This window comes from Candidatus Rhodobacter oscarellae (assembly GCF_001078595.1).
Classification (GTDB): Bacteria; Pseudomonadota; Alphaproteobacteria; order Rhodobacterales; family Rhodobacteraceae; genus Rhodobacter_B; species Rhodobacter_B oscarellae.
The window spans coordinates 2,137,109-2,150,672 of the sequence record NZ_LFTY01000002.1 but is presented as its reverse complement, the minus strand read 5'-3'; the positions used below and the strand labels follow the sequence as shown (position 1 = coordinate 2,150,672).

General features: G+C 66.0%; 11 protein-coding genes, 1 tRNA gene and 1 pseudogene. 7 read left to right on the top strand and 6 right to left on the bottom strand.

Annotation, left to right across the window (positions count from 1 at the left end; genetic code table 11):
- The first annotated feature begins 88 nt into the window (after positions 1-88).
- Positions 89-877 (top strand): FAD binding domain-containing protein, encoded by a 789-nt coding sequence (locus AIOL_RS15110; protein ID WP_049643745.1) that lies wholly within the window; start codon positions 89-91, stop codon positions 875-877.
- A 310-nt stretch (positions 878-1,187) separates the two neighbouring features.
- Here AIOL_RS15110 and AIOL_RS15105 read toward each other — a convergent pair whose 3' ends face one another.
- The 3 genes from AIOL_RS15105 to iolC are packed head-to-tail and all read right to left on the bottom strand — an operon-like array spanning position 1,188 to position 3,846.
- On the bottom strand, positions 1,188-2,018 hold the full coding sequence (locus tag AIOL_RS15105; protein ID WP_049643744.1) for a class II fructose-bisphosphate aldolase: 831 nt from the start codon (positions 2,016-2,018) through the stop codon (positions 1,188-1,190).
- Positions 2,019-2,861, bottom strand: a complete 843-nt coding sequence (locus AIOL_RS15100) for a 5-deoxy-glucuronate isomerase (RefSeq protein WP_049643743.1) — start codon at positions 2,859-2,861, stop codon at positions 2,019-2,021.
- A gap of 16 nt (positions 2,862-2,877) precedes the next feature.
- Positions 2,878-3,846, bottom strand: coding sequence for a 5-dehydro-2-deoxygluconokinase (iolC, locus tag AIOL_RS15095; RefSeq protein ID WP_049643742.1), 969 nt, complete (start codon positions 3,844-3,846; stop codon positions 2,878-2,880).
- 284 nt (positions 3,847-4,130) lie between these two features.
- Between iolC and AIOL_RS15090 the strand changes: the two genes are divergently transcribed.
- The 3 genes from AIOL_RS15090 to AIOL_RS15080 all read left to right on the top strand — a co-directional run bounded on the left by AIOL_RS15090 (position 4,131) and on the right by AIOL_RS15080 (position 7,167).
- On the top strand, positions 4,131-5,162 hold the full coding sequence (locus tag AIOL_RS15090; protein WP_049643741.1) for a TRAP transporter substrate-binding protein: 1,032 nt from the start codon (positions 4,131-4,133) through the stop codon (positions 5,160-5,162).
- Between the two features lie 88 nt (positions 5,163-5,250).
- Positions 5,251-5,814: a TRAP transporter small permease gene (locus tag AIOL_RS15085; RefSeq protein ID WP_160314496.1), complete on the top strand. Its 564-nt coding sequence runs from the start codon at positions 5,251-5,253 to the stop codon at positions 5,812-5,814.
- Positions 5,815-7,167, top strand: a complete 1,353-nt coding sequence (locus tag AIOL_RS15080) for a TRAP transporter large permease (protein ID WP_049643739.1) — start codon at positions 5,815-5,817, stop codon at positions 7,165-7,167.
- 20 nt (positions 7,168-7,187) lie between these two features.
- On the opposite strand, the pseudogene AIOL_RS24485 reads toward AIOL_RS15080, so the two are convergent.
- Positions 7,188-7,373: pseudogene (locus tag AIOL_RS24485) on the bottom strand (DUF1330 domain-containing protein); the annotation flags it as partial.
- Between the two features lie 262 nt (positions 7,374-7,635).
- On the opposite strand from AIOL_RS24485, the gene AIOL_RS25535 reads away from it, so the two are divergent.
- Positions 7,636-8,142 (top strand): hypothetical protein, encoded by a 507-nt coding sequence (locus AIOL_RS25535; protein ID WP_160314495.1) that lies wholly within the window; start codon positions 7,636-7,638, stop codon positions 8,140-8,142.
- 54 nt (positions 8,143-8,196) lie between these two features.
- Here the strand turns inward: AIOL_RS25535 and AIOL_RS15065 are convergent.
- A tRNA-Gly gene (locus tag AIOL_RS15065) sits at positions 8,197-8,271 on the bottom strand.
- Between the two features lie 147 nt (positions 8,272-8,418).
- On the opposite strand from AIOL_RS15065, the gene AIOL_RS15060 reads away from it, so the two are divergent.
- Together AIOL_RS15060 and AIOL_RS15055 are read left to right on the top strand one after the other, a co-directional pair.
- Complete coding sequence (locus AIOL_RS15060; RefSeq protein ID WP_049643736.1) at positions 8,419-8,772, top strand: hypothetical protein; 354 nt, start codon at positions 8,419-8,421, stop codon at positions 8,770-8,772.
- A gap of 24 nt (positions 8,773-8,796) precedes the next feature.
- Entirely contained in the window at positions 8,797-9,690 is an 894-nt protein-coding gene (locus AIOL_RS15055; RefSeq protein ID WP_049643735.1) for a YHYH protein, read from the top strand.
- A gap of 429 nt (positions 9,691-10,119) precedes the next feature.
- On the opposite strand, the gene pyc is transcribed toward AIOL_RS15055, so the two are convergent.
- On the bottom strand, positions 10,120-13,560 hold the full coding sequence (pyc, locus tag AIOL_RS15050) for a pyruvate carboxylase (protein WP_049645477.1): 3,441 nt from the start codon (positions 13,558-13,560) through the stop codon (positions 10,120-10,122).
- Positions 13,561-13,564 lie beyond the last annotated feature (4 nt).

Sequence of the window (13,564 nt, the reverse complement as noted above, 5' to 3'; positions counted from 1 at the left end):
TGGCATCGCTCCTCCGCCCTTTTGGGCATCCTCGCGAAATGGCGAGGAATGCCCGCAGGGCGGGGAGCTGCTCCAAAGGAGAATGTAAATGCACAACTTTGAATTGGTCACCCCCAACTCCGTCGCCGACGCCGTATCGGCGCTGAGCGGCGAGGACGCGCAGCCCCTGGGCGGCGGTCAGACCCTGATCCCCACCATGAAGCAGCGGCTGGCGGCGCCCGCCACGCTGGTCTCGATGGGCGGGATCGCCGAGATGGTCGGCGTTTGCGTGGATGATGACGGCGTGATGGTCATCGGCGGGGCCACGACCCACGCCCAGGTGGCGGCGGATGCCTCGGCCTCCTACCCGGCGCTGGCCGCGCTGGCGGGCCAGATCGGCGACCCGGCGGTGCGCAACCGCGGCACCATCGGCGGCTCGCTTGCCAATAACGACCCCGCCGCCTGCTACCCGGCGGGCACGCTGGGCTCCGGCGCCACCATCGTCACCAACGCGCGCGAGATCGCCGCGGATGACTTCTTTCAGGGCCTGTTTGAGACCGCGCTGGATGAGGGCGAGATCATCACCAGCGTGAAATTCCCGATCCCGGAGGCCGCGAACTACCAGAAGATGCTGCAGCCCGCCTCGCGCTTCGCGCTGACGGGCGTCTTCGTGGCGAGTTTCGCAGGCGGGGTGCGCGTGGCCGTGACGGGCGCGTCGAACGAGGGCGTGCACCGCTGGTCGGCGGCGGAGGCGGCTTTGTCGGCCAATTTCTCGGCGGATGCGGTGCCCGAGGCGCCGAGCGCCGACGACCTGATCAGCGACCTGCACGGCACGCCGGAATACCGCGCCAATTTGGTCAAGGTGCTGACGGGCCGCGCCGTGGCCGCGGCTGGGTGAGCCTTACGTTGCATTGTTAGCCCGCTGAACCAGGTTGGTTTGGCGGGCTTGTTCTTTTGGGCGTGTGGGGAGCGGTTGGTCTCCGGTTAAAGGTGGCCTGGAGCGGGCATTCGGACGGGCCAAATCTCTTGCAAGAGATTTGCACTTTCCTTCGAAGGAAAGTGGCCCCGCGCGCCGCTAAGAGGTTGCGATAGAGCGATCATTTCGGGGCGCGCTGAAGAAACTCTTGCAAGAGTTTCGCAATTTTCTTGAAAGAAAATTGCCACCTGCCAATGCCCGCGCCAGGCTGAAACCCACGCAACGCCGAGCGTCACGCCCGGGATATCTGCCGCAACACAACCTCGGTGGCCGCCTGCAAGGGCGCCTCGATCTGCGACAGGATCTTGTTGCGGTCGAACTCCGTCGGATCGGCGGCGAGCACCGCGCGCAAGGATCGCCCGAAGACCTGCCGCAGCTCTGTGCCGATGTTGAACTTGCAGATCCGCGTCTCGCGCGCCAGCATCCGGCGGGTCTCGGCGGGGACGCCCGAGCTGCCATGCAGCACCAGCGGCGCGGCGCTGACGGCCTCGATGGCGCGGAGCCGGTCCATATCGATCGAAGCGGATTGGTCCTGTTGCAGATGCACATTCCCGACAGAGACGGCCATTGCGTCCACGCCGGTGCCCTCGGCAAAGGCCTTGGCCTCGGCGGGGTCGGTGCCCAGGCTCTCGGCGCCCGCGGCGTAGCCCACGAACCCGATCTCTCCCTCGACGGAGACGCCGGCGGCGTGGGCCATGCGCGCGATCTCGGCGGTCTGCGCGATGTTCTCGGCCAGAGGCAGCTTGGAGCCGTCAAACATCACCGAGGTGAAGCCACACTCCACGGCCTCGCGGCATTCCTCGGCGCTGTAGCCGTGATCGAGATGCGCCACGACCGGCACGGTCGCGCCCTGAGCCAAATGCCGGAACATCGCCGCCAAAACGGGCAGGGGTGTGTGGGCGCGGCATCCGGGCCCGGCCTGCAGGATCACCGGGCAGCCCACGGCCTCGGCGGCGGCCACATAGGCGCGCGCGTCCTCCCAGCCCAGCACCACCAGCCCGGCCACGGCGTGGCCGTCGCGCAGGGCGGGCTGCAGGACCTCAGAGAGCGTCGCCAGTGTCATCTATTTGAACTTCGCGATCATGTCCTTGATGCCTGGTATCGTCTCGATCTGATAGGCGTGGGAGGGCTGGAAGAACTGCACCAGCGAGCGCTGCGACAGCCCGCCCAGGATGGTGAAGTAGTACATCTCATAGCCCGGCAGCACGCAGCAGGGGTGGTAGCCGTTGTCCAGGCAGATCGTCGAGCCGTCCACGATGTGATAGGCGTCCCCCGGCTGGCCGTCCTCGCGCTGCAGCATCTGCACGCCAGAGCCGTGATTGGGCCGGAAGCGGAAGTTATAGGTCTCGTCGTGGCGGGTCTCGGTCGGCAGCCGGTCGGTGTCATGCTTGTGGCTGGGAAAGCCCGACCAGCCGCCCGCGCCCACGGTGAACAATTCGCTGACCAGCAGGCGCCCGACCTTGTCGTGCTGCTTCTGGCCCAAGATGTGCTTGATCTTGCGGTGCGTCTTGGTGTCATCAGAGCCGTATTGCACCAGGTCGAGCGCGTCGGCGCGCACGTCAAACGGCTCCAGCACCGTGTCGTATTTCGCGCCGGCCACAAAGACCTCTGCCGCCTCAGACACACAGACCATCTGCGCCTTGGCGCCGCTGGGCACATAGACGCCCTCGGGCTCGCCGTCCCAGACATCCGCGCCGCGCCCGCCCAGATCGGCAAAGCCCATGCCCTCGACCGACACATCCACGCTGCCCGTGGCGGGCACGATGCAGGTCTCGTAGCCCGGCACCTGGTACTCGAAGGCCTGGCCCCGCGTCAGCTTGACGATATTGAAGTAGTTCAGCGGCACCGTGGCGTCGCCGGTGTCCACGATGGGCTTGTTCTGATTGTCATAGGGCGCGATATGCATGGGGTTACTCCTGTGGCTATTCCTGGGGCTCGGATGGGCCGGGATGGCTGGCGAGGAACCGGTCTAACTCGGCGGTGGTGGGCATGGCCGGGGCGCAGCCCACGCGGGTGACGACGATGGCTGCGGTGGCGGAGCCGCGGCGCACGGCCTCGGGCACCGTCCCGCCGCGGGCGCGGGTCATCAGGAACCCCGCCATAAAGGCGTCCCCCGCGCCGGTGGGTTTCAGGGCGTCCACCTGGAACACGCCCTGGCGGGTCTCTTCCCCCTCCGAGAATGTCACCGAGCCGCGGTGGCCCATCTTATAGACCACGGTCTTGCCGCTTGCGGCCAGGCCGCGGGCCGCGGCCAGCCCGTCAGCATAGCTCTGGGCCAGCACGCCGAACTCGTCATCATTGCCGATGATAATGTCGCAGGCCTCGGCCATCTGGGCGTAGACGCGGGCGCTGGTCGCGGCGTCGGGCCAGGAATAGGGGCGGTAATCGAGGTCGAAGACGATGGTGAGCCCCGCCGCCCGGGCGCGCTCAAACGCGGCGAAGGTGGCGCTGCGCGAGGGCTCTGCGGCCAGCACCGTGCCCGTGGTGACCAGCGTGTCATAGGCGGTAAAGTCCACCCTCGCGATATCCGCCTCGGTCATCTGAAAGTCGGCGGCGTTGTTGCGGTAGATCACCGATTGCGTGTCCGCGCCGTTGGTGTCCACCACGGCCAGCGAGTTGCGCGCCTCGCCGCCCTGGCGGCGGACATACGCGGTGTCGACGCCGAAATGCGCAAGCTGGTTAATGCAATAGCTGCCCACCGGGTCGTCCGAGACCGAGGTGACCAGCGCGGCGCGCCCGCCCTGACGGCAGACCCCGGCGGCGATATTGGCCGAGGACCCACCGAGGGCAGAGGTGAACCGCGCGCCGTCCTCCAGCCGGGTGCCCGGCGGGTCGGCGTAGAAGTCCATCCCCGCCCGGCCAATCACCAATATGCCCTTGTTCTCTGTCATGTCCGTCCATATGCCGCAGCGCTTACCGCATCGCGATCCATCAGCCTGTCGCGCGCGGAGTTTGGCGCCGCAAATACGGAAGGCGCAAGGGTGAAATTCGGCGCGCGCTTGGATTGCATCATCTGGTGATGGAATGCAGGCAGCAGTGCGGCGCGGCAATCACTTTTGACAGCTTCCACGCCCCGGCAATGATCTTGACGTGGTGGGGGAAATTGAGTTTGTTGCATTCGCAATAAATCAAATGGGCGCGGCGCACTGCCTCGCGCTCAAACTGGGAGGTACCAATGGCACTTACAAAAACACTGCTCGCAGGGGCGGCGGCGCTTGCGCTGACCGCGACCACGGCGCTTGCGCAAGAGGTCACGCTGCGGTTTCAGCACTTCATCAGCCCCAAGGGCGCGGTGCCAGCACTGTTCATGACGCCCTGGGCCGAGAAGGTCATGGCGGATTCCAATGGCCGCCTGAAGATCGAGCTTTACCCCGGCATGCAGCTTGGCGGTAAGCCGCCCGCGCTTTACGACCAGATCCGCGACGGCGTGATCGATGGCGGCTGGGCGCTGCCGGCCTACACGCCGGGCCGCTTCCCCGAAACGGAAGCCTTCGAGCTGCCCTTCGTGTCGTCGAAATCGGCCGAGCTGACCTCGAAAGCCGCATGGGAGTTCGCCGAGAAGTACCTGGGCGAGCGCATGGGCGACGTGCACCTGCTGGCCGTGCACGTTCATGGCTCGGGGATCATCCACACCAAGGGCGACCCGATCACCGGCCCGGCGGACTTTGCGGGCAAGAAGCTGCGCGGGCCGAGCCGTGCGGCCAACAACCTGCTGAGCGCCATGGGCGCGACCCCTGTGGGCATGCCGGTTCCGGCCTTCCCCGAGGCGCTGTCCAAGGGCGTGGTCGAGGGCGGGGTGATCCCGTGGGAGATCGTGCTGCCGCTGAAGGTGCATGAGCTGGCCGACAGCCACGCCGAGGTGGCTGGCCCCAACGCCATGTACAACACCTTCTTCATCTGGGCGATGAACAAGGACAGCTACAACAACCTGCCGGACGACCTGAAGGCGGTGATCGACGCCAATAGCGGCTTGGAGACCTCGGCCTGGGCCGGGCGCGCCATGGACGAGGGCGACACCATGGTGAAGGCCGTGGTCGAAGGCACCGACAACACGATCATCACCATGTCGGAAGAGGCCACCGCCGAGATCAAGGCCATCGCGGATGGCCAGATCGCCGAGTGGGTCACGGCTATGGACGCCGCTGGCCTGCCGGGTCAGGCGATGCTTGACGACGCGCGCGCGCTGATCGAAAAGCACGGCAACTAAGCGACTCATTCCCCCGGCGCGTAGACCGCGCCGGGGGCGTTTGCCGCGAGTGGTATGGCGGCAACCCGGGGGTATTATGGGCATAGCGGTGAGGGCAGAAGCGCGCGTTGCGGGCCTGATGGACCACGTGGCGCGGGCCCTGGCCTATGTGGGCGGCACGGTGCTGATCGCGATCGCGGCAATGACCGTGATCTCGACCATCGGGCGCGCCTTTGTGGGGCTGCAGGTCGGGCTTGGCCCCGTCCCCGGAGACTTTGAGCTTGTCGAGGCCGGGACCGCCGTGGCGGTGTTTGCCTTCATGTCCTGGTGCCACCTCAACCAGGGCCATGTGACCGTCGACATCGTGGCCGACAAGATGCCGGTTTGGGCGAACCGCGGCCTGGTCCTTATTGGCAACCTGCTGGTGCTGGCCGTGGCCTTCGTGATCGCCTGGCGGCTCTGGATGGGCCTGGGCGAGCAGGTGACGTGGTTCAGCCAGCCGGTGCGCGACATGCTGGGCTTTGGCTATAAGCCCTTCACCAACAACACGACCTACATCCTTGGGATGCCCTTTTGGTACAGCTACGCGCTGTCCTTTGTGGGGGCCTTCTTCTTCACCGTGATCAGCGTCTTCACCGTTTGGCGCGCAACGAACGACTTGCTGGGGCGCTAAATGACCGGTTTCGAACTCGCCCTACTGGGTTTCTTTGTCATGCTCGGCGCGATCTTTTTGCGCATGCCCATCGCCATCGCGATGGCGGTTACGGGTTTCGTGGGCTCTTGGATCATCCGGGGCAACCCCACGGCGGTGCTGAGCCAGATGAAGAGCATGTCCTATGACATGTTCTCGAGCTACTCGCTGTCCATCGTGCCGCTGTTCCTGCTGATGGGGCAGTTCGCGACCAAGTCGGGCATGTCGAACGCGCTGTTTGACACCGCGAGCGACTGGCTGGGGCACCGCAAGGGCGGGGTGGCCATGGCCGCCGTGGGCGCCTGCGCGGGGTTCGGCGCGGTCTGCGGCTCGTCGCTGGCCACGGCTTCGACCATGGGGCAGGTGGCCCTGCCGGAGATGCGCAAGCGCGGCTACTCGGACGCCCTGAGCACCGGCGTGCTGGCCGCGGGCGGCACTTTGGGCATCCTGATCCCGCCCTCGGTGATCCTGGTGATCTACGCCATCATGACCGAGCAGAACATCGTCAAGATGTTCCTGGCGGCCTTCATCCCCGGCATCCTGGCGGCGCTGGGATACATGCTGGCCGTGGCCGTCTATGTGCGCATCTACCCAAACAGCGCCACCGCGGCGGACCGCGTGCCCTATGGGCAGCGCTTCCGCTCGCTCTGGAAGGTCTGGCCGGTGGTGCTGATCTTTGGCCTGGTGATGGGCGGCATCGCGGGGGACTGGAACTGGTCCAAGGACGGGGTGCAGGCGCTGTTCACGCCCACCGAGGGCGCGGCCTGGGGCGCCATCGCGACCGGGCTCTACGGGCTCTGGACCGGCGGGCTGAACTGGCAGACCGTCAAGGAGTGCATCCTGAGCACCGCCAGCGCCACGGGCATGATCTTCCTGATCATCCTGGGCGCGCAGCTGTTCAACTCGTTCCTGGCGATCACGCAGATGCCGCAGGCGCTGGCCGATTGGATCTCCATGTCGGGCTACACGCCGCTGATGGTGCTTCTGGTGATGCTGGCGGCCTACCTGGTCTTTGGCTGCGTGATGGACAGCCTGTCCATGATCCTGCTGACGATCCCGATCTTCTTCCCGATCATCGAGAGCCTGGACTTCGGCATGTCCCCCGAGGAGACGGCGATCTGGTTCGGCATCCTGGCGCTGATCGTGGTCGAGGTGGGGCTGATCACGCCGCCGGTGGGGATGAACCTGTTCATCATCAACTCGATGGCCAAGGACATCCCGATCCAGCGCACCTATCACGGGGTGCTGCCCTTCCTGATCTCGGACATGATCCGCGTGGCGATCCTGATCGCCTTCCCGGCGATATCGCTCTGGCTGGTCGCGGTGATGTTCTAGCGCGCGCCCAAGAGCGGCGGTCAGTCCATCGGCCCATAGGCGGTCATCACCTGCTGCGAGCTGGCCTCGCGCAGGGCGATGATGTCCTGGTACTCCGGCGAGGCGTTCCAGCGCTGCAGCGCACCCAGATCGGGGAAGCTGACCGCCACGACCATCTCGCCCTGCACGTCGGCGCCGCTGAGCGTGGCGCCGCGTCTGCCGCGGAAGACAAGCTTTGAGCATACGGCCTGGCGACCTGCTGGGTCCTGGCCATGTCGTTCTGGAACCCGGCGGGGTCCGTTACCTTGATGGTAGAGATCATGAGGGCGGTCATGTCAGGCAACCTCTCTGGGTTTGTCTGGGATGGGCTGCGGCGCGTGGGACTGAACCCATGCGGGGTCGTCCTGGCTGAAGCGGGGTGCTGCGGCCAAGACAAAGTCTCGGTCGGCGGCGATGCGATCCAGGTTGGGTGGGCGCGTCAGCAGCATCTTGGCGAACCCAGCCAGCGCCGCCAAGGTCCGGGGCGCGCTGCGCCGCAGGTCCGGGCGCGCGCCGACGGCGCGGCGCGCGATGCTGTGGAACGCCTCGGGTTCGCGCCCGCCGAGCCTGGCCACGATGTCGGTCGGCGCGCGCTTTCCGCTTGAGGGCGAGAGCGTAAGGCCAGGCAACTTGCGCACCGTTGCGGTGACCCTAAACGCCGCCGTGCGGCGGGTCGCGCCGGGTGCGCTGAGCGTGGTGGCGGCGCTGGTGGTCGATGGCGAGGACATGGAGCTGCGCGCCCGGGAGGGCCAGGCAAGGGTGTCCTATGGGGCGGCCGAAAACCCGGATCTCATCCTGAAGACCGACTACGGCTCGTTGCTGGCGCTGTCAGAAGGCGAGATGCCCGAGCAGGAGTTCCTGACGGTCCACTGCCAGGTCGAGCTGCTCACGCCCGGAAAGGACGATGAGCTGCTCCAACTCATGCGGATGATCCTGGGTGTCCTCCACACCGGATGAAATGGTGCGGCGCGGCCAGCCACAGCGGCCACGCGGTGATGATATGAGAATTATTGGAGCGGGCGATGAGATTCGAACTCACGACATTTACCTTGGCAAGGTAACGCTCTACCCCTGAGCTACGCCCGCATCCTTTGGGTAGGCGGGGGATATCTAGAACCGCTTTGCGCTGCAAGCAGAAAATGCGCCGGATGCGTTGAGTTTTTCGGGTTTTCTGAAAATTGTGCGACGGAAGTTTTGCGCGGCCTCGTTCCACTGGGAAAGGAGGCCAAGTACATGCTCAAACGCCGTTTCATTCTCACCGCCGCGTTTTTGGCGCCGCTCGCTGCGCTGGCCCATCAGGGGCATGATCTGTCCGGGATCGAGGCGCAGGCGATTGCCTCGGCGCCCAACGGAGCCGGTTTGGGCGTCACGCTGCGGCTCAAGAACGCAGGCGACGCGGTCGTGGAACTGCAAGCCGCCTATAGCGACATCGGCGACGTCCTTTTGGCCGCGCCGCCCGTCCTGCAGCCCGGCGCGGTGACGGAGACCACCGTCTATATCGCCGCCAAGGACTGGCCCGGCATCTTCACCCTTATGCTGGATTTCGGCGCGGCGGGGCTTGGTCCGGTCACCGTGATCCCAAGCTAGGAACGCAATGAGAGGAGCAAGCTCATGATTAAGTATTCTCGGCGAGCGGCGTTGATCACATTTCTGGGCGGCGGGGTCGTCGCGGGCGCGGCTCTAGGCCAACACCGATTGCGCGTGCACACCGCCACCGAGGCGCAGAGCCTCTCGCTGGTCGCTGCCCGCAACACGGTGGGCGGCAACCAGGTCTCTATCAGCCTTCGCGGCGCCAAACGCGTGATCACGTCGAACGGTATCCCCGATCACGCGGTTGGCAGCTTTCCTAACAGGGGCAACCCGCACAAGATCGCGGCCCAGAATTACCGCTTTGAGATGCCCGTCCGCCCGCGCAAACAGAGCTTGTCCGGCGCTGAGCTTGGCGCTCTGGCCGGTGTGGCGGTGAACGGCGTGCCCTTTGATCCCGGCGCGGCGGAGTTTTGGCAGGGCCATCGCGCCTCCGGCTGGCAATATGAGGCCCTCGGCGGGGCCGTGGCGCTTGGGCTCGACGCCAACTATGCCCATGTGCAGCCCACCGGTGCGTATCACTACCATGGGCTGCCCATCGGGTTGATGCAGAACCTGGGCTGGTCCGCCTCACGGCCCTCACCGCTGATCGGTTACGCCGCGGATGGGTTCCCGATTTACGCGATCACCGCCGAGATCGGCGGGCGCGTGGTCGAGATGACCTCGTCCTATCGCCTGCGCAGCGGCAGCCGACCCGGTGGCGCGCAGCCCGGCGGGGAGTATGATGGGACCTTCGTGCAGGATTATGCCTATGTCGCCGGGGCAGGGCGTTTGGACGCGGCAAATGGCGCTTTCGTGCAGACTGCCGAGTATCCTAGCGGGACCTATGCCTATTTCCTGACCCAGAGCTACCCGGTCATCCCGCGGCTCTTCTTTGGCGCGGTGGATGGCAGCTTTAAGAAGCGCCGGCGCGGCTGATTGCGCGATGTAACAAGCACGCGCCCTATTCTCGTTGCATGTGTCCCCGCACCGGGCGCTCCGCGCCGGCAACGCTTGCCGACACCAGATGAAACGGGACTCACATAGAGCGACCGCCCAGCTTGCCTGGGCTGCGGCCGACCTCCCTCAGGAGGCCGCATTTGCAACGTTGCATCCAGTTGAAACGTTGCGGTTTCCAGAGATGATGTGAGCGATTGAGCTGATGCGCAGGCGACCTCCAGGTCGGCCGCAGCCCAAGTTGCGCTTGGCTCAGGGTAGAGGCCCCGGGTCAAGCCCCGGGGCAGGACTACCTTCAATGACCGCTCCAAGCCAACAAAGGACATCCGAGTGGCACCGATACTCTAGCGTGCGGTCACAAAGACACCTGACAATCCCGCCCGCTTGGCGCGAGCCTGGCTTTGAGACGCGCTATTCCAGCTCCACCAGCAGGTCCTTGGCGTCGATCTGACCGCCGGGCGAGACATGCACGGCCTTGACCACCGCGTCTCGGTCGGCATGCAGGCCGGTTTCCATCTTCATCGCCTCGATGGTCAGCAGCAGGTCGCCTTCTTTGACCTCGCCGCCGGCCTGCACCGCCACGGTGGCCACCACGCCGGGCATCGGCGCGCCCACGTGGTTGGCGTTGCCGGGTTCGGCCTTGGGCCGCGCGGCGACCACGGCGCTGGCGCGTTTGTCGGCCACGCGCACCACGCGCGGCTGGCCGTTCAGCTCAAAGAACACCCGGACGGATCCGTCTTCCTCATGCGCCTCGCCCACTGCCTGCAGCCGGATCTCCAGGGTCTTGCCGGGGTCGATCTCGGCGGCGATCTCTTCGCCGGGCTCCATGCCGTAGAAGAAGGTCGAGGTCGGCAGGGTGCGTACCGGGCCGAACTCGGCGTGGCGGGTCATGTAATCGGCGAAGACCTTGGGGTACATCATGTGGCCCATCAGGTCCTCGTCATCGATCTTGGCGCTGAACTTCTCCGCCAGCGCGGCGCGTTCGGCCTCCAGATCGGCGTCCTCCAAGAGCGAGCCAGGGCGCACCGTGATCGGCTTTTCGCCCTTCAGCACCTTCTTTTGGATGTCCTTGGGGAAGCCGCCATGGGCCTGGCCCACCTGGCCCTTCATCAGCGTGACCACGCTGTCGGGGAAGGCGACCTCTGTCTTGGGGTCCAGCACGTCCTCGGTGGTCAGCCCCTGGCTGACCATCACCAGCGCCAGATCGCCCACGGTCTTGGCGATCGGCGTGACCTTGATCACGTCGCCGAACATCTGGTTCACATCCGCATAGGTGCGCGCGACCTCGGGCCATTTGTCCTCTAGCCCCATAGAGCGGGCCTGGGCCTTGAGGTTGGTGAACTGCCCGCCGGGCATCTCGTGCAGGTAGACCTCGGAGTTTGGCGCCTGCAGCCCGCTCTCAAAGGCAGAATATTGCGCGCGTGCGGCCTCCCAGTAGTTGGATATCTCGCGGATCGCTTCCACATCCAGGGCCGAGCTGCGCTCGGACTGGCGCAGCGCCTCCACCATGGTGCCAAGCGTGGGCTGCGAGGTGTTGCCCGAAAGCGCGTCCATGGCGCAGTCGATGGCGTCCACGCCGGCCTCGGCGGCGGCCAGGTAGGTCGCGCAGCCGATCCCCGCCGTGTCATGGGTGTGCAGGTGGATCGGCAGGCCGGTCTCCTCCTTGAGGGTCTTGACCAGCAGCTTTACGCCCGCGGGCTTCAGCAGCCCGCCCATGTCCTTGATGCACAGGATATGCGTGCCCGCCGCCTGCAGCTCTTTGGCCATTTTGACATAGTATTTCAGGTCGTATTTCGGCCGCGCGCTGTCCAGCACGTCGCCGGTATAGCAAACCGCAGCCTCCAGAACCTTGCCGCTTTCCAGCACCGCATCCATCGAGACGCGCATATTCTCGACCCAGTTCAGCGGGTCGAAGACGCGGAAGAGGTCGATGCCGGTCTCGGCGGCGCGCGCCACGAAGGCCTGCACCACGTTGTCGGGGTAGTTGGTGTAGCCCACGCCGTTGGAGCCGCGCAGCAGCATCTGCGTCATCACGTTGGGCACCGCCGCGCGGATGTCGCGCAGCCGCTGCCAGGGGCACTCGTCGAGGAAGCGGTAGGCCACGTCGAAGGTGGCCCCGCCCCAGCATTCCAGCGAGAAGAGCCCGCCCAGGTCATGCGCGTAGTTCGGCGCCACCCGGATCAAGTCAATCGAGCGCATCCGCGTGGCCAGCAGCGACTGATGCGCGTCGCGCATCGTGGTGTCGGTGATCAGCAGGTTCTTCTGCGCGGCCATCCAATCGGCCAGGGCCTGCGGCCCGTCGCGGTCGAGGATCTGTTTCGTGCCGTCGGGGGGCGCCTCATTCGCCTTAACGGGCGGCTTCGGCGCGGCCAGGGCCGCCGGGCGCGTCTCCTTGGCCACCTCATTATGCCCGTTCACCGTCACATCCGCGATGTAGCTGAGGATCTTGGTGGCCCGGTCCCGCCGCGGCGCGAAGGCAAACAGCTCCGGCGTCTGGTCGATGAACTTGGTGTGGTACTCGTTGCCCAAAAAGGTCGGGTGCTGCAGCAGGTTCTCGACAAAGGCGATATTCGTGCTGACGCCGCGGATGCGGAACTCGCGCAGGGCGCGGTCCATGCGCTTGATCGCGGCCTCGGGCGTGGGGGCCCAGGCGGTGACCTTCTCGAGCAGCGAATCGTAGTAGCGCGTGATCACCGCGCCGGAATAGGCGGTGCCGCCATCCAGGCGGATGCCCATGCCCGTGGCCCCGCGATAGGCGGTGATGCGGCCATAGTCGGGGATGAAGTTGTTGGTGGGGTCCTCGGTCGTCACCCGGCACTGGATCGCATGGCCGCGCAGCTGCACGTCATATTGCGTGGCGGTGCCCGTGGCCTCGATCAGCGACTTGCCCTCGGCGATGAGGATCTGGGCGCGCACGATGTCGATACCGGTCACTTCTTCCGTGACGGTATGCTCGACCTGCACGCGGGGGTTCACCTCGATGAAGTAGAACTCGCCGGTCTCCATATCCATCAGGAACTCGACCGTGCCGGCGCATTCGTAGTTCACATGCTCGCAGATCTTCTTGCCGAGATTGCAGAGCCGCTCGCGTTGGGCGCCGGAGAGGTAGGGCGCGGGCGCGCGTTCGACGACCTTCTGGTTGCGGCGCTGCACCGAGCAATCGCGCTCCCACAGGTGATAGATCGCGCCGTGGCTGTCGCCGAGGATCTGCACCTCGACATGGCGCGCGCGCAGGATCATCTTCTCCAGGTAGCCCTCGCCATTGCCAAAGGCGGCCTCGGCCTCGCGGCGGCCCTCTAGGATCTTCTCCTGCAGCTCGTCGGGGCCCTCGATGGGGCGCATCCCGCGCCCGCCGCCGCCCCAGGAGGCCTTGAGCATCAAGGGATAGCCGATCTCGGCCGCCTCCTTGGCGATCTTCTTCATGTCGTCGCCCAGCACCTCGGTGGCCGGGATCACCGGCACGCCCGCCTCGATGGCCACGCGCCGGGCGCTGGCCTTGTCGCCAAGGGCGCGCATCGTGGCCGCCTTGGGCCCGATGAAGGTGATGCCGTTGGCGTCGCAGGCCTCGACGAAATCGGGGTTCTCGCTGAGCAGGCCGTAACCGGGGTGGATCGCGTCGGCGCCGCATTCCTTGGCCACGCGGATGATCTCGTCGATCGAGAGATAGGCGGCCACCGGCCCCATCCCCTCGCCGATCAGATAGGCCTCGTCCGCCTTGAACCGGTGCAGGCTCAGCTTGTCCTCGGTGGCGTAGACCGCCACGGTGCGCTTGCCCAGCTCGTTGGCCGCGCGCATGACGCGGATGGCGATCTCGCCGCGGTTGGCGATGAGGATTTTCTGAAATTCGGCCAAGGTC